We start from the raw sequence: 21,637 nt of genomic DNA, 5'->3' as shown, positions 1-21,637 counted from the left end.
AGTCGGGCGGAGGCGTACGTCCGCGCCGGTCCGGCAGCCCCGAGTCGGGCGGAGGCGTACGTCCGCGCCGGTCCGGCAGCCCCGAGTCCGGCGGAGGCGTACGTCCGCGCCGGTCCGGCAGCCCCGAGTCCGGCGGCCGTCGGCTGAGCCGTCCTGCCCTCGGGGGCGGCGTGGAAAGCGGGTCAGCGGTCCTCCAGGTCGCCCTCGACGGTGAGGTACGCCTCCCGTAGGGCCGTCATGATCTCGGGGTCGGGGTGCTCCCACATCTTCCTGTCGGCCGCCTCAAGCAGCCGTTCGGCGATGCCGTGCAGCGCCCACGGGTTCGACGCGGCCATGAACGCCCGGTTCTCCGGGTCCAGGACGTAGGCGGCGGCCAGCCTGTCGTACATCCAGTCGGCCATCACGCCCGTTGTGGCGTCGTAGCCGAACAGGTAGTCCACGGTGGCGGCCAGCTCGAACGCGCCCTTGTAGCCGTGCCTGCGCATCGCCGCCAGCCAGTTGGGATTGACCACCCTGGCCCGGAAGATCCGCGCGGTCTCCTCGTGCAGGGTCCTGGTCCGCACCGCGTCCGGGCGGGTGCTGTCGCCCACGTACGCGGCGGGTGCCCGGCCGGTGAGCGCCCGCACGGTGGCGATCATCCCGCCGTGGTACTGGAAGTAGTCGTCGGAGTCGGCGATGTCGTGCTCGCGTGTGTCGACGTTCTTCGCGGCCACCGCGATCCGCCGGTAGGCGCTCTCCATGTCCTGCCGCGCCGGTGTCCCGTCGAGGTCGCGGCCGTAGGCGAAGCCGCCCCAGACCGCGTACACCTCGGCCAGGTCGGCGTCGTCGCGCCAGTTTCCGCTCTCCATCAGCGGCAGCAGGCCCGCGCCGTAGGCGCCAGGACGGGAGCCGAAGATCCGCAGGGTGGCCCGCCGCTCGTCGCCGTGCGCGGCCAGGTCGGCTTCGGCGTGCGCCCGCACGTAGTTCTCCTCGGCGGCCTCCGCAAGGCCCGCGACCAGCCGTACGGCGTCGTCCAGCATGGTGACGACGTGCGGGAAGGCGTCCCTGAAGAACCCGCTGATCCGTACGGTCACGTCGACGCGGGGCCGGCCGAGCTCGGTGAGCGGGACCGGTTCGAGGCCGCTGACCCGGCGGGACGCCTCGTCCCACACCGGCCGCACGCCGAGCAGCGCGAGCACCTCCGCCACGTCGTCGCCCGCCGTGCGCATGGCGCTGGTGCCCCAGACCGACAGCCCGACGCTGCGCGGCCACTCACCGGTGTCGGAGCGGTACCGCTCCAGCAGGGAGTCGGCCATGGCCTGCCCGGTCTCCCACGCCAGCCTGCTGGGCACCGCCCGGGGATCGACGGAGTAGAAGTTCCGCCCGGTCGGCAGCACGTTGATCAGCCCGCGCAGCGGCGACCCGCTCGGCCCGGCGGGGACGTAACCGCCGTCGAGCGCGTGCAGCACCGCGCCGATCTCGTCCGTGGTCCTGGCGAGCCGGGGCACGATCTCCTCGGCTGCGAACCCGAGCACCTTCTCCACGGCGGCCAGGACTCCGGGGGCGCGGTCATTGGCGGCCAGGACTCCGGGGGCGCGGTCATTGGCGGCCAGGACTCCGGGGGCGCGGTCATTGGCGGCCAGGACTCCGGGGGCGCGGTCATTGGCGGCCAGGACTCCGGAGTCGTGGTCACTCCTGCCGGCGAGGACGGACGCGGTGACGGGGGAGACGGCGAACGGGTCCCAGCCGCGCTCCTCCATGCCCTCGACGAGGGCGCGGGCCAGCGACTCGGCCTCGTCCACGCTCACCCTCGCGGCGCCGCCGTCCTCGGCCAGGCCGAGGGCCTCACGAAGGCCGGGGAGTGCCTCCTGACCGGCCCAGATCTGGCGGGCGCGGAGCATGGCCAGCACGAGGTCGACGCGGGCCTTCCCCTCGGGGGCGCTGCCGAGCACGTGCAGGCCGTCGCGGATCTGGACGTCCTTGACCTCGCAGAGCCACCCGTCGACGTGCAGCAGGAAGTCGTCGAACCCGCTGTCCTGCGGCCGGTCGTCGACGCCCAGGTCGTGGTCGAGCCTGGCGGCCTGGATCAGCGTCCAGATCTGCGCCCGGATGGCCGGCAGCTTGGCCGGGTCCATGGCCGCGATCGAGGCGTGCTCGTCCAGCAGCTGCTCCAGCCGGGCGATGTCGCCGTAGGTCTCCGCGCGGGCCATCGGCGGCACCAGATGATCGACCAGTACGGCGTGCGCCCGCCGCTTGGCCTGCGTGCCCTCACCGGGGTCGTTCACCAGGAACGGGTAGACCAGCGGCAGATCGCCGAGCGCCGCGTCGGGGCCGCAGGAGGCCGACATCCCCGTCGACTTGCCGGGCAGCCACTCCAGGTTGCCGTGCTTGCCGACGTGCACGATCGCGTGCGCGCCGAAGTCGTCGGCCAGCCACCGGTAGGCGGCCAGGTAGTGGTGGCTCGGCGGCAGGTCGGGGTCGTGGTAGATGGCGACCGGGTTCTCCCCGAAGCCTCGCGGCGGCTGGACCATCACCACGAGGTTGCCCGCGCGCAGCGCGGCCAGCACGATCTCGCCATCGGGATCGCGGCTCCGGTCGACGAACAACTCGCCCGGCGGCGGCCCCCAGTGCGCCTCGATGTCGCGGCGCAGGTCCTCGGGCAGCGTCTCGAACCACGCCCGGTAGCGCGCGGCCGGGATCCGCACCGGGTTCGCGGCCAGTTGCTCCTCGGTGAGCCAGTTCTGGTCCTGGCCACCCGCCGCGATCAGTGCGTGGATCAGCGCGTCGCCGTCCTGCTCCGCCACGCCGGGGAAACCGTCCCCGAGGTCGTACCCGGCCTCCGCCATGGCCGTGAGCAGCCTGACCACACTGGCCGGGGTGTCCAGGCCGACCGCGTTGCCGATCCTGGCGTGCTTGGTCGGGTACGCCGACAGCATCACCGCGATCCGTCGTTCCGGCGCTCGGACATGCCGGAGCAGGCCGTGCCGTACGGCGATGCCGGCGACGCGCGAGGCCCGCTCGGGGTCGGCCACGTACACGGTCAGGCCCTCGTCGTCGACCTCCTTGAAGGAGAACGGCACGGTGATGATCCGCCCGTCGAACTCGGGGATCGCCACCTGGGAGGCGGCGTCGAGCGGGGACAGGCCGTCGTCGTTCTCCCGCCAGGCGTCCCTTCCCGTGGTCAGGCAGAGGCCCTGCAGGATCGGCACGTCCAGCTCGGCGAGCGCGCCGACGTCCCACGCGGAGTCGTCCCCGCCCGCCGAGGCGGTCGCCGGGCGGGTGCCCCCGGCGGCGAGCACGGTGACCACCAGGGTGTCCGCGGCTCGGAGCGTGTCGAACAGGCCGGGCTCGGCGGTGCGGAGGGAACCGCAGTAGACGGGCAGGGCCTGGCCACCCGCGTCCTCGATGGCCAGGCAGAGCGCCTCGACGAAGGCGGTGTTGCCCGCGACGTGGTGCGCGCGGTAGTAGAGCACGCCGATGACGGGGCCCTCGGTGCGCCGTGCGACGCGTTCGAGGGGGCCCCAGCTCGGGGTGGGCACGGGCGGCGCGAAGCCGTACCCGGTGAGCAGCACCGTGTCGGAGAGGAAGGCGTGCAACTGGGCCAGGTTCGCGGGGCCGCCGTGCGCGAGGTAGGCGTGCGCCTCGGCGCAGACGCCGCCGGGCACCGTGGACAGCTCCATCAGCTCGGCGTCGGGGGCCTGCTCGCCGCCGAGGATCACGACGGGCCGCCGGCCCGCGAGCAGCGCGTCCAGCCCGTCCTCCCATGCCCGCCGTCCGCCGAGCAGTCGCACGACCACAAGGTCCGTGCCCTCGGTCAGCGCGGGCAGGTCCTCGGCGGACAACCTCGCCGGGTTGCCGAGCCGGTAGTCCGCGCCGCTCGCCCGCGCGCTGAGCAGGTCGGTGTCGGAGGTCGACAGCAGCAGGACGCAGGGCGGCGCCGAAGGCATGGGCGGCGCCGGCGACACGGGCGACACGGGTGACACAGCGGCCTGCGACGCGGGTGGCGCGGGAGATCGGGGGGTGGGTGACACGGCGGCCTGCGACGCGGGCGACACGGGGGATCGGGGGGTGGGCGGCACGGAGCGCATGGAGAAGTCCTCCCTCGGGGTCCTCGCCCCGGGTCGTCGTCATCGCGACGGCAGGAGTCTCCTGGCTCCCGGATCAACGCTCACCCCGGCCTTCCCGTCCGTTGCCGGACCGTGGCCTTCGGTGGGGTTCGCTCCCCGGTTACAGTGGCGGGACCGCGCCGGTTTCACACCGGCTTCCTCCCTGCGCCGTCGCCTAGGGTCACACTATGCCAGGCGGACATCCGTAAAGAAATGGGAGCTACCATCCACTGCGTGTCAATAACTGACCCTCCCGGAAGAACCCGGACAGACGCGTGTCCCGGAGCGCTCCAGGTGCATGCTGCGGCCGATGGCGGCCTGGCGCGGATCCGGGTTCCCGGTGGGGCGCTCACGGCGCGTCAGCTCCGCGTGGTCGCCGCCGCCGCCCGGGAGCTCGGATCCGGCGTGATCGAGCTGACCTCCAGGGCGAACCTCCAGGTACGCGGCCTGCCACCGCAGCACGGCGAGCCCCTTCCCGCCGTGCATCCGTCACGCGACGACGCGCACGCCCCGGACGGTGAGTCTTCTCCGGTCGGGGTTTCCGTACGCGGTGACGTGGGCGTTCCGGACGGTGAGTCTTCTCCGGTCGGGGTTTCCGTACGCGGTGACGTGGACGGTGACACGCGCGTTCCGGACGGCGGGCGGCGGCTTTCCCCGGCACCTGACTTCGCCGCGCGGCTGGCCGCCGCCGGGCTGTTGCCGTCGGCCACGCACGAGCGGGTACGTAACATCGTGGCCTCCCCCCTGGCCGGGCGGGCACCCGCGAGCATGCTCGACGTCCGTCCGCTCGTGTCCGAGTTGGACGGGGAACTCTGCGCCCGGCCCGCGCTCGCCGACCTGCCCGGTCGGTTCCTGTTCGCGCTCGACGACGGCTCGGGCGACATGGTGGCTCTCGGCGCGGACGTCACGCTGCTGCCGGTCGATCCGGCGGACGCCTCGGTGGACGTCTCCGAGGTGGCGCTGCTGCTCGCCGGTGCCGACCACGGGCTGCGCACGCCCGTCTCCTCCGCCGTCACCGGTATGCTCGCGGTCGCCGAGGCGTTCCTGGCCGAGCGCGCCGAGCAGGGGGCGGGCGCGTGGCGGCTCGCCGAGCTGACCGACGGCCCAGGCCGGGTCTCGGCCCGCGCGCTCAGGGCGGAACCGGATCTGCGCCAGGCCGCCGCCCCCGCCGTACGGCGGGGGCGGACCGTGCACGGCGGCACGGTCGGGGTCATCGCGCAGCGTGACGGAAGGTCGGCCCTCACCGTTCTCGCCGCGCTCGGGCGGCTCACGGCGGCCCAGCTGGAGGTGCTCGCCCAGGCGGCCGAGCACGGCGGGGGAGAGGTCCGGGTGACACCGTGGCGGACGATCGTCGTCCCCGATCTGCCGTCGCCGGAGGTCGACGGCCGGCGGGCGACGCTCACGGCCGCGGGCCTGGTCGGCGATCCGGCGTCGCCGTGGCTGGGCCTGACCGCCTGCGCCGGCCGCCCCGGATGTGCCAAGGCCCTCGCCGACGTTCACGCCGACGTCCATGCGGGTGTTCACGCCGACGTCCACACCTACATCCACGCCGACATCCACGCGGGTGTTCACCCGAACGCCGGCGACACCGGCTCCGAGGCCGGTGCGGACGGTCCTGACGACGTCCACCCCTCGCGAGGCCTCACCCGTGCGCTCCCCGTGCACTGGTCGGGCTGTGAGCGGCGGTGCGGACGCCCGCGCGGCCGGGTCGTGGACGTGGTCGCGACCGGAGACGGATACCGCGTCGAGGCGGACGATGTGAGCCGTACGTTCGCCGACGCCGAGCAGACGAGCGCCGCGGTGGCGGCGACCAGAGAGGGAACGTGATCGACTACATCAGGGACGGGGCGGAGATCTACCGCCGCTCCTTCGCCACCATCCGCGCGGAGACCAACCTGGGCGGCATGCCGCCGGGCGTCGCCCAGGTCGCGGTCCGCATGGTGCACGCCTGCGGCATGGTCGACCTCGTCGACGACCTCGCGTGGTCGCCGGGAGTCGTCACGGCGGCGCGCGAGGCGCTACGCGACGGCGCGCCCGTGCTGTGCGACGCCATGATGGTCGCCTCCGGCGTCACCAGGCGACGGCTTCCGAAGGACAACGAGGTGATCTGTACGCTCGGCGACCCACGGGTCCCGGAGCTGGCACTGCGGCTGGGCACCACCCGTAGCGCCGCGGCGCTGGAACTGTGGCGCGACCGGCTCGACGGCGCGGTGGTCGCGATCGGCAACGCGCCGACCGCGCTGTTCCGCCTGCTCGAACTGGTCGAGGAGGGTGCCGGACGCCCGGCCGCGGTGCTGGGCGTGCCTGTCGGCTTCATCGGGGCCGCGGAGTCGAAGCTGGCCCTGGCCGAGCATCCGGCCGGACTCGACCACCTGGTGGTCCACGGCCGCAGGGGCGGCAGCGCGATGGCGGCGGCCGCCGTCAACGCGATCGCGAGCGAAGAGGAGTGAGCGGGTTGAGCGGGGATCTCGGGTGCCTGTACGGGGTCGGTCTGGGGCCGGGAGATCCGGAGCTGGTGACGGTGAAGGCGGCCAGGCTGCTCGGCGCGGCCGACGTGATCGCCTACCACAGCGCCAGGCACGGGCGGAGCATCGCCAGGTCGGTGGCCCTGCCCTACCTGCGGGGAGACCAGGTCGAGGAGGCGCTGATCTACCCGGTGACCACCGAGACCACCGACCACCCCGGCGGATACCAGGGCGCGCTCGACGACTTCTACGCCGACTGCGCCGTGCGGCTGGCCGCGCACCTGGACGCCGGGCGCGACGTGGTGGTGCTCTGCGAGGGCGACCCGCTCTTCTACGGCTCCTACATGCACATGCACAAGCGGCTCGCGCACCGGTACCCGACCGAGGTGGTGCCGGGGGTGACCTCCGTCAGCGGGGCCGCCGCGGTGCTCGGCCGCCCGCTGGTCGAGCGGGACGAGACGCTGACCGTGCTGCCCGGCACGCTCCCGGCGGACGTGCTGGCCGAGCGGCTGGCCGCCGCCGACTCGGCCGCGGTGCTGAAACTCGGCAGGACCTTCGAGAAGGTCCGCACCGCCTTCGCCGAGGCCGGTCGCCTCGACGACGCCTGGTACGTCGAACGGGCCACCACCGGTAAGCAGCGCATCGAGCCGCTGGCGGACGTCGACCCGGCGTCGGTCCCGTACTTCTCCCTCGCCCTGCTGCCCAGCCCGCTCACACCTCTGACGGCGGAGACCACGGGCGACCACCGTCAGGAGGCCTCCCGCGACCCGCTCACAGCCCGGGCCGACACCACCCCGCTCCTGGCGGAGGCCGGGAACGGGCGGCGCGGCGAGGTTGTCGTGGTGGGGCTCGGCCCCGCCGGGCGGCCGTGGCTGACCCCCGAGGCGCAGGACGCCCTCGCCTCGGCCGACACGCTGGTCGGCTACGGGCCCTACCTCGACCGGGTGCCCCCCAACCCGCGCCAGCGCCGCCACCCCACGGACAACCGGGCCGAGGCCGAGCGCGCCGCGCACGCGCTGGAGCTGGCCGTCGCCGGATCACGGGTGGCCGTGGTCTCCTCGGGAGATCCGGGGGTGTTCGCCATGGCCAGCGCGGTGCTCGAGGTCGCGTCCGAGCCGAGGTTCGCCGACGTCGACGTGCGCGTGCTGCCCGGCCTGACCGCCGCGCAGGCGGTGGCGAGCCGGGCGGGGGCTCCGCTCGGCCATGACTTCTGCGTGCTGTCGTTGTCCGACCTGCTCAAGCCGTGGGAGGTCGTCGCGGATCGGATCACCGCCGCCGCCAGGGCCGACCTGGTGCTGGCGATCTACAACCCGGCCTCGCGGAGCCGTACCTGGCAGGTGGCCGCCATGCGCGACCTGCTGCTCGAACACCGGTCGCCGCACACGCCCGTCGTCATCGGACGGGACGTCGGCGGCCCGCGGGAGAGCGTCCGCGTCGTCGAGCTGGCCGGCCTCGACCCCGCCGAGATCGACATGCGCTGCCTGCTGATCGTGGGCTCGTCCACCACCCGGCTCACCGAGCGTGGTGGACGGCCCGTCGTCTACACCCCGCGCCGCTATCCCAGCTGAGATTCCACCCAGGCTGCGGCCTCCTCGGCGGTGCCGGTCAGCGGGACGCCGCCGGGGATCGGCGGCCGCCGTACGATGACCACCGGAATCCCCAGCTCCCGCGCGGCGGCCAGCTTGGCGGTGGTCATCTCGCCGCCGCTGTCCTTGGTCACCAGCACCTCGACGCGGTGCTCGCGCATCAGCTCCAGCTCTCCGCGCAGGGTGTACGGCCCACGGGAGAGCACGATCACCGTCCGGCCGGGCAGCGGCGGCTCGGGCGGATCGACGGACCTGGCCAGGAACCACAGGTCAAGACCGGTGAACACGGCCAGGCTGCGGCGGCCGGTGGTGAGGAACACCCGTTCCCCCAGACCGGGCAGCAGACAGGCGGCGGCCTCAAGCGTGGGCACCCAGCGCCAGTCGTCGTCCGGACCCTGGTGCCAGCCGGGACGGCGCAGCACCAGCAGCGGCACCCCGGTGCCCGTGGAGGCCGCGACGGCCGAGGCGGTCATCCGCTGGGCGAACGGGTGGGTGGCGTCGACGACCACGTCGATCGCGTGCTCTCGCAACCAGGCGGCGAGCCCCTCGGGGCCGCCGAATCCACCCTCGCGTACCTCACCGACCGGGAGCCTGGGGTTGGCCACCCTGCCCGCCAGGGAGGAGACCACTCGCAGATCCGGCCGCCCGGCCAGCCGGGCGGCCAGTGCCCTGGCCTCCGCGGTGCCTCCCAGGATCAGCAGGCGTCTCATCGGCCGCTCACCTTCGCCCCGCGGAGCGGGTTGTCGCCGGTCAATCCCGGCACCTGTCCGCCGAGTAGAGGTGGCTGTCGGGGAACGCCGAGGCCGTCAGCACCCGCCCGACCACGATCACGGCCGTGCGCAGTACCCCGGCGGCTCTGACCCGCTCGGCGACGTCGGCCAGGGTGCCCCGCAGGATCACCTCGTCGTCCCGGCTCGCCCGGGCCACCACCGCCACCGGGCAGTCGGCGCCGTAGGAGGGGAGCAGCTCCGTGACGACCGCCTCGATCCGCTGCACGGCCAGGTGCAGCACCATGGTCGCCCGGCTCGCGCCGAGCGTGGCCAGCTCCTCGCCCTCCGGCATCGGCGTGGCACGCGCGGACGTACGGGTGAGGATGATCGACTGCCCGACTCCCGGCACGGTGAGCTCCCGCTTCAGCGAGGCCGCCGCGGCCGCGAAGGCCGGGACGCCCGGCACCACGTCGTACGGGATGCCGAGCGCGTCCAGCCGCCGCATCTGCTCGGCCATCGCGCTGAAGACGGAGGGGTCGCCCGAGTGCAGCCGGGCGACGTCCAGTCCGGCCGCGTGCGCGCCGGCCATCTCGGTGATGATCTCATCGAGGGTGAGCCCGGCCGTGTCCACCAGCCGTGCCCCGGGCGGGCAGTCGTCCAGCAGCTCGCGCGGTACCAGCGACCCGGCGTACAGGCACACCGGGGACGAGGCGATCATCCGCAGACCGCGCACCGTGACGAGGTCGGCGGCTCCGGGGCCCGCTCCGACGAAGTGCACCCTGGCCGTCAAGACTCCTCCTCCTTGACCGATGACCAGACGGTCACCGGCATCATCGTCCGCCAGCCGGTGAAGCCGCCGACCGGGGCTGCGCGGCCGATCGCGAGGCGTACCAGGTCTCCGCCGTGCCTGCCGTACCAGTCGGCCACGACCGCCTCGGACTCCAGGGTCACCGCGTTGACCACCAGCCTGCCGCCCGGCCTGAGCGCCGCCCAGCAGGTGCTCAGCACGCCGGGGGCCGTCGCGCCGCCGCCGACGAAGACGGCGTCGGGCACGGCCAGGTGGGCGAGCGCCTCGGGGGCCGCTCCGACGACGATCTCCAGATCGGGCACCCCCAGGGTGGCCGCGTTGCGCGCGGCCCGCTCCGCCCGGTCCCGGCGGCTCTCCACCGCGACGGCCCGGCACGCGGGATGGCAGCGCATCCACTCGATCGCGATGCTCCCCGCGCCCGCGCCGACGTCCCACAGCAGCTCGCCGGGGACGGGCGCCAGGCGGGACATGGTGACCGCCCTCACCTCGCGCTTGGTCAGCTGCCCGTCGTGCTCGAACGCCTCATCCGGCAGCCCGGGGACGCGGGGGAGCGGGACCACCCCGATGTCCCCCGGGCCAGGTATCGCCTTGGACGTCGCCTTGGACGTCGCCTTGGACGTCGCCTTGGACGTCGCCTCGGACGTCGTCTCGGACGTCGCCTCAGACATTGCCGAGCACCTGGGTGACCCGGATCTCAATCACGACACGTTCGGGGTTCACCCGGGGCGCGCGGTAGCGCAGCGCGTACCGGCGCTCGGCGTCGGCGACCTCCTCGGGGGTGTCCCGGAGCACCGCACGCCCTTCCAGGGTGGACCAGCGCCGCCCGTCGACCTGGCAGACGGCGGCCGGCACGCCCGCCGGACCCCCGGCGGCCACCAGCCGGGCCTTGTACGACCCGCGCGAGGTGATCACCCGGGCGATCGCCGTGCCGGCGTCGAGTGTCACCCCGACGGGCACCACGTGCGGCGTCCCGTCGGAACGGACGGTGGTCAGCGTGCACAGGTGCCGCTCACGCCAGAAGGCGCCGAACCCTTCGCCGAGTCCGGCCAGGTCCGGCCGCGTGGCCCCCACAAGCATCACGTCACCCCAAGTAGTCGTCGGTGCGTTCACCGATGAATCGAACCCCGTGCGTACCGTCGCGGGATGCTCCCTCCCGGTGCCGGGTGGGGCGCGCCGCACGTCACCCGTGGCGGGGCCAGAGTGTAGTCGGAGACGAAGGCGGCGGCCGAGACCAGGTGCCTTCACAGCGGGCCGATCACGGTGTGGGCGTAGCCGCCGGGCTGTTCCGCCGCCCGGGTCAGACCGGGTCCGCGGACCCGGATCCGCGCGGCGGCAGCAGCAGCGCGACCAGCACGCCCACCCCGCACAGGGCGGCGGTGATCAGGAAGATCTCGCTGTACTCGGTGTGCAGCGCCGCCCTGACCTTGCCCTCGTACTCGGCGAGCCGGGTGGCGTACACGGCGGGCTCCACGCCGAACGGCAGCGGCGTGTCCAGGTCGGCGGTGAGGGACTGGAAACGGTGGAAGCCCCACGCCGACAGCCCGGCGACGCCGAGCAGCATGCCCATCATCCGGGCCACGACCACCGCCGCCGAGGCCACCCCGTGCTGGGCGGAGGGGACGGCGCGCAGCACCGCGGAGGAGACCGGCGCGATCACCAGGCCGAGGCCCAGGCCGGCGACGATCAGATCGGCGTCCATGCGGTATCCGGCCGAGGCGAGGTCCAGCGGCCACTGGCCGATGCGCACGTATCCGATCGTGGCCAGTGCCAGCCCGATCACCGTCACCGTGCGCTCGCCGTACCGGCGGGCCGCCGGCCCGCCCGCCAGGGCGGCCACGGAGAGCGCGAGGAGGAAGCGCGACAGCACCAGGGCGCCGTCCAGGGTCTCCAGCCGCAGCAGAGTCTGGGCCGACAGTTGCACGTCGACCAGGGTGACGAGCAGCGCGGCGCCGGTCAGGAAGCTGACGCCGAGCGTGGCGAAGAACGGGCCGCGCAGCACCCCCGCCATGTCGATCAACCGGGTTTTGGCACGTATCTCCCAGACGACGAAGACGACGCCGGACACGACGCCGGCGACGATCATCGGCAGGCCCCACGGCGGGAGGACCGACCCGCTCGGGTCGGGGTTGTAGAGACCCGCCACGAGCAGGCCGAGCGCGAGGGCCAGCAGCAGCCCGCCGACCACGTCGACGCGGCCGCCGCTCCCGCCGGCCCGGTCACGGGCGGGCGGCGGCACCGACCGCTGTACGGCGATCGCGGCCAGGGCAACCAGCGGGATGTTCAGCCAGAAGATGGACCGCCAGCCGCCGAGCTGCACCCCGCCGAGCTGGAGGGTGGGCGGGATCAGGGTGGCGAGGGCCGCGCCGTACAGGGGGCCCAGCACGCTGCCGAGCTCCTGGGCCGACCCCACGGCGCCGAGTGCCACCGGGCGTTCGTCCTCATCCCACAGGTCTCCGATCAGAGCCATGGTGATGGGCAGCAGCGCGCCGCCCGCGACCCCCTGCAGGGCCCGCCCGGCGACCAGCCAGGGCACCGTCTCGCCCAGCGCGGTGACCACCGAGCCCGCCGCGAAGCCCGCCAGGCAGAGCTGGATGAGCGGGCGCCTGCCGTAGCGGTCGGAGAGCTGGCCGAGCAAAGGCATGGCCGCGATGTAGCCGAGCAGGAAGCCGGTGACGATCGGGGTGGCCCGCTCCATGTGGTTGAGCGGGACGTCGACGTCCTTGGCGATGTCGATGAGGACCGTGACCACGACGTACGCGTCCAGCGCCGCCAGCAGTACCGCGGTACCGCCGACGCCGAGAGCGACCCGCCGCCGGGCCGCACGGCCGCCGCCCGTAACGGCGGTGCGGGTCACCATCACTGGGCCGGGGCGGTGACCTGGACCGGGACGTCGTAGTCGCCGAAGAGCACGATCACCTTGCCGCCGGTCAGTGGCAGATCCGCCTTGAGCAGGTGGCTGGTGGCCTTGTCGATCCAGAGCGTGCCGTCGACGCTCTGCGCGAGGCCGGGCACCATCGTGGCGAGCACCTGCTGGGAGAGCGTCGCCGAGACCCGGTAGGCGTCGGCGCCGTTCACCTTCTCGGCCGCCTGGGTCTTCGGGTCCAGCGCGTTGCTCAGCAGCTGTACGACGCCCTTCTCCGGGTTGAGGATGGCGGACGGGTCGTAGATCGCCGCCAGCTGGCTCCGCGACATCTTCTGGAAGCCTCCGGTCACCCCCTTGAAGTGGACGGTCTCTCCGATCAGTACGAAGCTGATCTCCTGGAGACTGCCCGCCACGTCGATCTGGATGGTGCCGTCCGCGTCGCCGGTCCCGCTGAGGCGGCCGGAGGCCTTCTTGACCGGTACCGGGGGGGCGCCCTCGGTCTCCATGGAAAAGGTCGCGGACTTCACGGCACGTGTCGCCTCCGCGGACTTCTTGACCAGTTCGGCTCCGCTGGGAAGAGCCGCCGTGGCGTCGGAGGCGCCGCCGCTGCAGGCGGTGACCAGGGAGCACGCGGTGATCACCGCGGCGATGAAGATCCGGCGAGCTGACATGGGCGGATCGTAACGACAGTGCGGTCTACTAAGGGAGTACGGGCGGTATCGGTTTCGCGTCAGCGAATGTTTTTGAGATGCTCCACCACCGGAGCGTAGGCGGTTTCCAGCTCGATCAGCTGATCGTCGGTGAGCAGGTCGATGAAGTGCCGGCGCACGCTGGCCACGTGGTGCGGCGCGACCTTCTTGATGGTGTCCCAGCCCTGTTCGGTGAGGACGGCGAAGGTGCCGCGCCTGTCGTCGGCGCAGGTCTCCCTGGCGACCAGGCCGGCGGCCTCCATCCGGGAGATCTGGTGTGACAGCCGGCTGCGGGACTGGATCGTGGCGTCCGCCAGATCGCTCATCCGCATGCGGTGATCGGGGGTCTCCGACAGGTTCACCAGGATCTCGTAGTCGTTCACCGAGAGCCCGAAGGGCTGGAGTTCGCGGTCGAGGCGGTGTTCGAGGAGCTTGTGCACGGCGAGGTGGGCACGCCACGCCCGCTGCTCGATCGGCGACAGCCAGCGGTGCCTCTCGTCGTTCACCGGTCGCTCACCACTCTCGTTCCCCGCGGCGGCGGCGGTCGCGGTGACTTCGGCGGATCCATCTCCCGGCCGTCCGCTCCGCCCGCCGGGCGGAGCCTGCTTCAGGGGCATGGATCAGAACCTACCTCAGAAGGCATCGATCACTCGTGGTAGGTGGTGTGATGTCCGGTGAGCCCGAGTCGGCGACCGGTCAGGAAGGCGTCCACAGGGACGCGCCCTCACACCTTCCTGAGGGACTACCCGTGAGGCCGCGCCGGCGACTGGACTGAGGAGAGCGGGGTTGCGAGGAACGAGCGGCCCCGGTCGACGAGGGAAGGAGCCGGGTCTGAGCGGCCTCACCGCGACGCGTTAGCGTCGCATTCAACAAGATCTAGCCAGGAATCCCGGCCGTTCAGGGCCGGGAGGAATGGCTTCCCTTCCTGCGTCCGGACGTTAGTCCGGGCGTTTCTGGCTCTCGATGTACTCGCCGATGATCTCCAGTGGTGCGCCGCCGCACGAGCCGGCGAAGTACGACGGCGACCACAGGTGACCGTGCATGATGTGCCGGTCGATCCGGCCGGTGAACTCCTTGCGCAGGTAATGCGCCGAGACGCCCTTGAGCCGGTTGACCAGAGTCGAGATCGACAGCTTGGGCGGGTAGTGCACAAGCAGGTGCACATGGTCTTCCTCGCCGTTGAACTCCCGCAGGGCCGCGCCGAGCTGGGCGCACACCTCCCGCATGACCTCCTCGCAGCGGACGAGCATCGCATCGTGAAGGACATCACGCCGATACTTAGTGACGAAGACAAGATGAACATGAAGGTTGTAGACGACGCTACGACCCCTCCTCACATCAGGGTCTGGCTCCCATCGAGGTGACATAGACAAGATGATACCCATCATAAAATCCCAGGGATGAAGCTGGTCGTACAGGTGAAGCTGCTCCCCGACGCCGCCACCGAGGCGGCGCTGCGGGAGACGCTGACCCTGTGCAACCGGGCCGCCAACCACGCATCCCGCCGCGCCTTCGACACCGGCACCAAGAACAAGACCTCCCTTCAGCGCCTCGTCTACGGCGACCTGAAGGCCATGGGCCTGTCCGCGCAGCCCGCCATCCACATCACGCGGAAAGTCGCCGGGGCCTACGCCACCCTGAAGGCCAACCTGAAGGCCGCAAACCACGGCCCGAACGGTTCCACGCGGCGCACCAAGGCCGAGAGCAAACCGATTCGGTTCCGCAAGGACGCCGCGCAGCCCTACGACGACCGGTGCCTGTCCTGGCAGTATGACGCCCGTACGATCTCGATCTGGACCGCGCGCGGACGCTTTGGCCGCATCCCCTTCGCCTGCTCGCCCGAACAGATGAAGTTGCTGACCGCCTACCGCAAGGGCGAGTCCGACCTGGTGTTTCGGGGCGGCTCCTGGTACCTGTACGCCACCTGCGAGGTGCCCGAACCCGAGACCTTCGAGCCGGAGGGGTTCCTCGGCGTGGATCTCGGCATCGCCAACATCGCCACCACATCCGATGGCATCGCCCACGCCGGCAAGCACCTGAACCAGGTACGGCACCGCAACCGGCGGCTGCGCCGACGCCTGCAATCCAAGGGCACCAAGGCCGCCAAGAGGCTCCTGCGCAAGATCTCCGGCCGGGAAGCGCGCTTCGCGGCCGACACCAACCACCGCATCTCCAAGACCATCGTGACCGAGGCGCAACGCACCTCGCGCGGCGTCGCCCTGGAAGACCTGGGCGGCATCCGCGCAAGGGTACGGCTCCGCAAGCCCCAGCGGGTCACGCTGCACTCTTGGAGCTTCCAGCAGTTCGGCTCCTTCATCGCCTACAAGGCGGCCCGGGCAGGGGTGCCGGTGGTGTACGTGGACCCGGCCTACACCTCGCAGGGGTGCTCGGCATGCGGCCACGTCTCGAAGAAGAACCGGCCCGATCAGGCCACCTTCCGATGCATGTCGTGCGGCTTCGCTGAGCACGCCGACGTGAACGCGGCCCGCAACATCGCTGTGCGCGGTGTCGCGGGCTGGGCAGTGAGTCACGCTGCCGACGACGCGGCCTGAACCGTGCACCCCATGCACGGTGAGGAGCTGCAAGCTCGGCCCTTCAGGGCCGAGAAGCTGACTACCGCATCCACTTCTCGATCTCGTCCGGGTGGCGGGGCAGTCCCGCCGACATGAGGCGGGCGCCGTCGGCCGTGATGACGAGGTCGTCCTCGATGCGCACCCCGATGCCGCGCAGCTCCGGCGGCAGCGTCAGGTCGTCGGGCTGCAGGTAGAGGCCGGGTTCGACGGTCAGCACCTGCCCCTCCTCCAGTACGCCGTCCAGATAGACCTCCGCGCGGGCCCTGGCGCAGTCGTGCACGTCCATGCCGAGCATGTGGCCGCTGCTGCACAGCGTGTAGCGGCGGTACAGGCCGCTGCCCGGCTCCATCGCCTCGTCCGCGCTGATCTTCAGCACACCCCAGTCACGCAGTCCCTCCGCGATGACCCGCATGGCCGCACCGTGGAAGTCGCGGAAGCTCGCACCGGGCCGCAGGACGGCGATCGCCGCCTCCTGGGCCTCGTACACCAGCTCGTAGACCTGGCGCTGGACCGGGTTGAAGCGCCCGGACAGCGGCAGGGTCCTGGTGATGTCGGCGGTGTAGAGGTGGTCGGTCTCCACGCCCGCGTCGAGGAGGAGCAACTCGTTCTCGTTCAGCCGCCCGTCGTTGCGGATCCAGTGCAGCACGCACGCGTTGGCGCCGGAGGCCACGATGCTGTCGTAGCCGACCGCGTTGCCTTCCAGGCGGGAGCGGAGGCCGAAGATCCCCTCCAGGTAGCGCTCGCCGCGCCGGTGCCCCAGGGCGGCGGGCAGGGCCCGCACCACGTCCTCGAATCCGCGCGTGGTCGCGTCCACCGCGAACTGCAGTTCCGCGATCTCCCAGTCGTCCTTGAGCAGCCGCATCTCGGACAGGAACGTCTCCAGCTCCTCGTCCCCGTCGCCGGGCGCGACCCGCCTGTCCACCGACGCGTCCACCCCGCGCAGCACCCGCGCGGACCCGCCGAGCACGTCGTCGAGTCTGTCGATCGGCGCGCAGGCGATCTGGTGCAGCGCCTCCGCCTCGGCCAGGTCGGGGCGGCGGCCGACCCAGAACTCGCCGTGGCGGCGGTCGCGGTAGAACTCCTGCCCGGCCTGCCCCGGCTCCGACCGCGGGGAACGGGGGCGCAGGAACAGGGTGGCCTCCCCGGAGGGCTCGACGACCAGCACGTCGTCGGGCTCCTGGCCGCCGGTGAGATGGGCGAACGCGCTGTGCGCCCGGAACCGGTGGTCGCTGTCGTTGCTGCGTACCTTGAGCGTGCCGGACGGGATGACCAGCCGCTCGCCGGGGAAGCGGGCGGCGAGCGCGGCGCGTCGCTTGGCGGTGTAGGCGGCCTGCGGCAGCGCGGCCAGGTCGTCGCGGTGGGTGTCGGCCCAGCCGGTGTTCATGAACGCGGCGAGGGCGTCGGAGACCGGCAGGTCGTGGCTGCCGGTGTTGAGCTTCTGGGTCATTGTGTCCCCGGGCGCGAAGGTCTGTGGTTCCTCTCACGCTAGCCCGGAGCGGCAGCGCCCCGCACCTCCGCCGCCGGGGGGGCGGGGCGCTGCCGTGAAGCGCGGGTCAGCCCACCGGGACCTGATACTCCTTGGCCGGATCGGAGGTGGCGGCCTCCTTCTCGTTCGATGCGGTTGCTGTGGCGGATGCGCCCCGACTACGAGGTGTCGGCGGTGGTGCTGCTGCACGACGCGGACATGGGCACGCCCGCTCGACATCGTCGAGCTCACCCTGGCCCTCGACGCGGTTCGGCTGCTGCCCGTTACGCGGTTCGGCTGCTGCCCGTTACATGACAGTCACACCTTTTGCCGTCTTGGTGGCTTAGCGTGAGGCCCGATTGGGCAGAGAAAAGAGATACCCGCGCCCGGCTGAACCGAGGTGGTGTCAATGCTGATCGGTACGATTCTGCGAGGCAAGGGAACAGAGGTGACGACTGTACGCCCCGGCGCGACGGTCGCGGAGCTCCTGGCCGTCCTGGCCGAGAAGAACATCGGCGCCGTGGTGGTGTCCGAGGACGGGTCCTCCGTCGAGGGCATCGTCTCCGAGCGCGACGTGGTGCGGCGGCTGCACGACCGGGGCGCGCGCGTGCTGGAGGACACCGTGTCGTCCATCATGACGACCGAGGTCCGCACCTGCCCCCCGGACACCGACGTCGACGATCTCCGCCAGACCATGACCACGCACCGCATCCGGCACGTGCCGGTGGTGGACGCCGACCGGCTGGCCGGGATCGTGAGCATCGGCGACGTGGTCAAGAGCTCCATCGAGGCGCTGGAGACCGAGAAGGCATACCTGGTCGACTACCTTCACCGCTGAGCGCCCGTTCCGGAAGTCCGCTGGGCGCCCGTTCCGGAAAGTCCCCTGGGCGCCCGTTCCCGGAAGTCCCCCGTGAAGGCCCGATGGGCCCGGCGCGTCGCGCCGGGCCCATCGGGTCCCCTCCGTTCCCGCTACTGGACGGTTATCTTGTCCACCTCGATGGTCACGCCCTTGACCTGCGGTGTCGACGTTCCCGTCGTCACCTTTCCGATCCCGGCGCTGACACCCTTGATCTTCATCGTGTAGGTCAGGCTGCCACCCGGGGCACCGGGCGTGCTGGTCACCCGGAGGTCCTCGGTCGGCGGGCCGGTGATCTGGCCGCCCGCGGTGCCGTCACCGTTCTCGGCTCCCACGGTCAGGCCGTAGCCCGCCGGAGGGTCGCCGGGCAGGTTGGCGGGGTCATAGGTGTAGGTGATGTCCTCGGTCCCGTTCAGCCCGATCCACTGCTGGAACACCTTGGTGTCTGTCGTGCCGTAGAGGTTGACCCGCCACTCGATGACGAGCCAGTCGTTGACGCCGTCGGTCAGCGTCCCGGCGTAGACGCCCGGCGTGCCGGTGCCGTCCAGGTCGGTCCAGTAGGGGGCGAGCACGTTGTTCGGGGTCGAGGGATCGGGCAGGGTCTGCGGTTCGAACGAGATGTCCGTCGACCCTGAGCTTCCTCCGGCGATCGTGTAGCCGTTGGAGACGACGCCGATCCTGGTGTAGGTCCTGCCCGCGAACTGGAACGCGGGGACCGTGAAGTTGATCGCCTGCTCGTCGCCGATCGGTGTCGGTGTGATGCCGAAGGCGTCAAGCGGCAGGTAGGGGGCCGGACCGGTACCCGGGGCGATGCCCGGCCTGTCCGGCTGCCTGGCCGCGAGGGTGGTCTTCGCCGTCGCGATCTGGGAGCCGATCTTGGTGGCGCCGGTCACCGAGTTCAGGCGCAGCTTGCCGTCCAGCGTGCTGACCGCCGTGACCTCGGCGTTCTGGAGCGTGTCGTTCCGCACGGTGACGGTGCAGGTGGACTCGCCGGTGTTACGCGGGATGGTGGCCGGAGCGCAGGTCTGCTCCACCGGGACGGCACCCTGCTTGCGGACGAACGCGACCGGCAGGTGCAGGTTGCGCGAGCCGCCCACCTGCTTGAGGTTCACCTGGCCGAAGTACTGCCCCTCGGGCAGGTCGGGTGCGGTGATCACCACGCTGAACTTGGCGGTCTTGCCCGCCTTCACGATGAGCAGCGGTGGCAGTACCGAGATGTTCGCGCCGGCCACGGTCGTGCCCGTGGCGGTGAAGGTGAGTGTCTTGTCCGTGACGTTGGTGACCGTCCGCTTGGCGGTGATGAGACCGGGCATGATCGGGGCGTTCACCGACGGCAGGTTCAGGTCGATGCGGTTCAGCGGGTCGTCGGCCGCGGCCAGGAAGTTCGCGCCCGTCTCGTCCAGGGTCAGGCCGGGGTCGCCCGCCTTGGTCAGGTCGATGCGCCCGCCGCCGGTGTCGAACGGGTCGGCCGGGGTGACGCGGTCCTGCTTGGTGACCGACGTCTTGGCCGTCGTCTCCAGTGCGGACTTCACCTGGCCGGGAGTCCAGTCCGGGTGCAGTGCGAACACCAGGGCCGCGGCGCCCGCGACGTGCGGCGCCGCCATCGACGTGCCCGAGATGACCTGGTACAGGTTGTTCTGTGGGCCACCGGCCGGATCCTCCAGCGTCGGCGTCTGCCCGGCCACGATGTGCAGGCCGGGGGCGGTGACGTCAGGCTTGAGGAAGTCGCCGCCGGGGCCGCGCGAGGAGAACGTGGTGATCGCGTCGCCCTGCCAGGAGGTCTTGGTGCCCTGGGTGAACGAGGCGGTCGCGCCGGGGTTGGCCGACAGGAACGCCAGCAGGGCGTCCGTCTCCGGCTTGTCGATGTGCACCGACGGGACCCAGTGGTTGTCCGTCATCACGTCGAGCGGGCTGGAGTTGTACAGGATCATGCCGGCCGCGCCGCCCTGCTTGACGTTGAAGCCCTTCAGGATCCGGTTGGGGCCGCGCTCACAGAGGACGATCTTGCCGATGAACAGGCCCGGGGGCGCGGGCACGTCGCACAGGGGTCTGGAATACGGCGGCGCGGAGGCCCGCACCAGCGGTAGCGCGGAGGCGAGGCCCGCCGTGATGGAGGCGCCCTTCAGCGTGGCCGTCGCGCCGCCGGAACCGGAGAGCGTGATCGTCGACTGGAAGGTCCTGGTCTGCGTGGAGGCCGCCACCGTGGTCACCCACGGGGCGACGTGGTTGACCGTCGCCGCGCCGGGACCGGCGTTGCCCGCCGAGGCCGAGACGAGCACGCCCGCCGCGTAGGCGTCGAGGAAGGCCAGCTCCACCGGGTCGCTGTAGGGGGAGGTGCCGCCCGAGATCGAGAAGTTGATCACGCGGACGCCGTCGAGGATGGCCCGGCCGACCGCCTGGGCGGAGTCGGAGGGGAAGCAGCCCTCGACACCGCAGACCTTGTAGACCGAGACGTGCGCCGCCGGGGCGATGCCGTGGATCGGGCCGCGGCTGATGCCGAGCGGGTTGGCGTCGGCCACCGGGCCGCCGGCCGAGGTGGTCGCGGTGTGGGTGCCGTGGCCGTTGGAGTCGCGGGCGCTGGTCGGATAGACCTCGCCGGGGTAGATCGCGTTGTAGGTCTCAAGGAACGGGGCGCCGCCGATGACCTTCCGGTTGCACGCGAACGGGTCGGCCGCCGGGGTGAGCGGGTTGTCGCCGAAGTTGCAGGCGCGCGGAGTGCCGTCCTTGGTCGCCGGCACGGCGGGCAGCGTGCCGGGGTCGGCGAACTGGGGGTGCTCCGGCCAGACGCCGGAGTCCAGGATGCCCACGACGACGCCCTTGCCGGAGGAGGAGCTGCCGCCCAGCTTGCTGTAGATCGCGGGTGCCCCGATGAAGTCCGGGCTGGAGTCGGTCAGCAGCTGCTCGGGCTTGTCCTCCTGGACGGCGGCCACGCCGGGCAGCTTCAGCACCGCGGCCGCCTTGTTGGCGGGGATGCGCAGCGCGATGCCGCCGTAGACGGTCCGCAGCCTCTGGCCCGCCGTGGCGCCTGGCACGTTCCTGGCCAGTTCGGCGAGGAAGGCGTTCTCGACGTCCTCGATGTGTTTCTGGTACTTCTTCGCGTCGCCGCTCTTTATATCAAGAGCTTTTCCGGTCTTTGCCGGGCTTGTTGCGGGGAGTCCCTCAAGGCCGCCCTGATATGCGGCGAAGGAGTCGTAGTCGAGCTTGACCATCACGTTGACCGTGGCGCCCGAGGTCGACTTCAGTAGCCCCTCGTCACTGCGGGCGAGCTTTCCGGTGGGGGACTTCGCGCCCTGGACCGGCTCACCCCCGGCCAGGGGGGTCGCCGTCCACTTGGCGGACGGCGCGGGGGTGGGGGTGGGATCCGCGCTCGCCGGCGGCGCCATCGCCGCGACGAGCCCGAGGCCGGCGGCGAGCGCCACCACGCGTCTGATCCTCGGTAGGTAGGGCTTCCTGGTCAACGAGACCTCCCTTTCGGCACGCATGAACCGCTCACGTGACAGGGAGGGGGACCACCCGCGTGCCCGGGGGAGGGCATGC

16 protein-coding genes and 1 riboswitch are annotated in these 21,637 nt (G+C 72.0%); of the genes, 5 read left to right on the top strand and 11 right to left on the bottom strand.

Annotated features, from left to right (window positions below; genetic code table 11):
• Positions 1-182: 182 nt before the first annotated feature.
• Positions 183-3,926 (bottom strand): cobaltochelatase subunit CobN, encoded by a 3,744-nt coding sequence (gene cobN, locus OIE13_RS17170; RefSeq protein ID WP_326830247.1) that lies wholly within the window; start codon positions 3,924-3,926, stop codon positions 183-185.
• 176 nt (positions 3,927-4,102) lie between these two features.
• A riboswitch (cobalamin riboswitch) is annotated at positions 4,103-4,305 on the bottom strand.
• Positions 4,306-4,379: 74 nt separating this feature from the next.
• On the opposite strand from cobN, the gene OIE13_RS17165 reads away from it, so the two are divergent.
• Genes OIE13_RS17165 through OIE13_RS17155 form a run of 3 tightly spaced genes read left to right on the top strand, consistent with a single transcriptional unit; the run spans position 4,380 to position 8,118 of the window.
• Positions 4,380-5,912, top strand: coding sequence for a precorrin-3B synthase (locus OIE13_RS17165; RefSeq protein ID WP_326638541.1), 1,533 nt, complete (start codon positions 4,380-4,382; stop codon positions 5,910-5,912).
• Entirely contained in the window at positions 5,909-6,535 is a 627-nt protein-coding gene (locus OIE13_RS17160; protein ID WP_326638542.1) for a precorrin-8X methylmutase, read from the top strand. The genes OIE13_RS17165 and OIE13_RS17160 overlap by 4 nt, the downstream gene beginning before the upstream one ends.
• A gap of 5 nt (positions 6,536-6,540) precedes the next feature.
• The gene (locus OIE13_RS17155; RefSeq protein WP_326830246.1) at positions 6,541-8,118 is read left to right on the top strand and encodes a precorrin-2 C(20)-methyltransferase; all 1,578 of its coding nucleotides are present in this window, start codon (positions 6,541-6,543) and stop codon (positions 8,116-8,118) included.
• Here the strand turns inward: OIE13_RS17155 and OIE13_RS17150 are convergent.
• The 8 genes from OIE13_RS17150 to tnpA all read right to left on the bottom strand — a co-directional run bounded on the left by OIE13_RS17150 (position 8,106) and on the right by tnpA (position 14,573).
• Positions 8,106-8,846: a cobalt-precorrin-6A reductase gene (locus OIE13_RS17150; protein ID WP_326638546.1), complete on the bottom strand. Its 741-nt coding sequence runs from the start codon at positions 8,844-8,846 to the stop codon at positions 8,106-8,108. The two genes, OIE13_RS17155 and OIE13_RS17150, sit on opposite strands and share 13 nt — an antisense overlap.
• 40 nt (positions 8,847-8,886) lie before the next feature.
• On the bottom strand, positions 8,887-9,636 hold the full coding sequence (gene cobM, locus OIE13_RS17145; RefSeq protein WP_326638548.1) for a precorrin-4 C(11)-methyltransferase: 750 nt from the start codon (positions 9,634-9,636) through the stop codon (positions 8,887-8,889).
• Complete coding sequence (gene cbiT / locus OIE13_RS17140; protein WP_442816058.1) at positions 9,633-10,322, bottom strand: precorrin-6Y C5,15-methyltransferase (decarboxylating) subunit CbiT; 690 nt, start codon at positions 10,320-10,322, stop codon at positions 9,633-9,635. Before cbiT ends, cobM begins: the two co-directional genes overlap by 4 nt.
• Positions 10,315-10,731: a pyridoxamine 5'-phosphate oxidase family protein gene (locus OIE13_RS17135; protein ID WP_326638550.1), complete on the bottom strand. Its 417-nt coding sequence runs from the start codon at positions 10,729-10,731 to the stop codon at positions 10,315-10,317. The genes cbiT and OIE13_RS17135 overlap by 8 nt, the downstream gene beginning before the upstream one ends.
• Before the next feature lie 220 nt (positions 10,732-10,951).
• A complete protein-coding gene (locus tag OIE13_RS17130) occupies positions 10,952-12,511 on the bottom strand; it encodes an MFS transporter (protein ID WP_326638552.1) in 1,560 nt (519 codons plus the stop codon).
• Positions 12,511-13,188, bottom strand: a complete 678-nt coding sequence (locus OIE13_RS17125) for an LppX_LprAFG lipoprotein (RefSeq protein ID WP_326638554.1) — start codon at positions 13,186-13,188, stop codon at positions 12,511-12,513. The genes OIE13_RS17130 and OIE13_RS17125 overlap by 1 nt, the downstream gene beginning before the upstream one ends.
• Before the next feature lie 59 nt (positions 13,189-13,247).
• Positions 13,248-13,823 (bottom strand): MarR family winged helix-turn-helix transcriptional regulator, encoded by a 576-nt coding sequence (locus OIE13_RS17120; RefSeq protein ID WP_326638555.1) that lies wholly within the window; start codon positions 13,821-13,823, stop codon positions 13,248-13,250.
• Positions 13,824-14,144: 321 nt separating this feature from the next.
• The gene (tnpA, locus tag OIE13_RS17115) at positions 14,145-14,573 is read right to left on the bottom strand and encodes an IS200/IS605 family transposase (RefSeq protein ID WP_326830245.1); all 429 of its coding nucleotides are present in this window, start codon (positions 14,571-14,573) and stop codon (positions 14,145-14,147) included.
• A 33-nt stretch (positions 14,574-14,606) separates the two neighbouring features.
• On the opposite strand from tnpA, the gene OIE13_RS17110 reads away from it, so the two are divergent.
• Positions 14,607-15,758, top strand: a complete 1,152-nt coding sequence (locus OIE13_RS17110; protein ID WP_326830244.1) for an RNA-guided endonuclease InsQ/TnpB family protein — start codon at positions 14,607-14,609, stop codon at positions 15,756-15,758.
• Between the two features lie 61 nt (positions 15,759-15,819).
• Here OIE13_RS17110 and OIE13_RS17105 read toward each other — a convergent pair whose 3' ends face one another.
• A complete protein-coding gene (locus OIE13_RS17105) occupies positions 15,820-17,226 on the bottom strand; it encodes an aminopeptidase P family protein (RefSeq protein WP_326638558.1) in 1,407 nt (468 codons plus the stop codon).
• 427 nt (positions 17,227-17,653) lie between these two features.
• Here OIE13_RS17105 and OIE13_RS17100 point away from each other — a divergent pair, with 427 nt between their 5' ends.
• On the top strand, positions 17,654-18,082 hold the full coding sequence (locus OIE13_RS17100) for a CBS domain-containing protein (RefSeq protein ID WP_326638559.1): 429 nt from the start codon (positions 17,654-17,656) through the stop codon (positions 18,080-18,082).
• A 131-nt stretch (positions 18,083-18,213) separates the two neighbouring features.
• Here the strand turns inward: OIE13_RS17100 and OIE13_RS17095 are convergent, their stop codons facing one another.
• Positions 18,214-21,558 carry a S8 family serine peptidase gene (locus OIE13_RS17095; RefSeq protein ID WP_326638562.1) on the bottom strand — a complete coding sequence of 1,115 codons (3,345 nt, stop codon included), beginning with the start codon at positions 21,556-21,558 and terminating at the stop codon, positions 18,214-18,216.
• Between the last annotated feature and the right edge of the window lie 79 nt (positions 21,559-21,637).

It is taken from the genome of Streptosporangium sp. NBC_01810 (assembly GCF_035917355.1).
GTDB lineage: Bacteria > Actinomycetota > Actinomycetes > Streptosporangiales > Streptosporangiaceae > Streptosporangium.
Note: the sequence above shows the minus strand (reverse complement) of the source record. Positions and strands in the feature narration are given on the sequence as shown.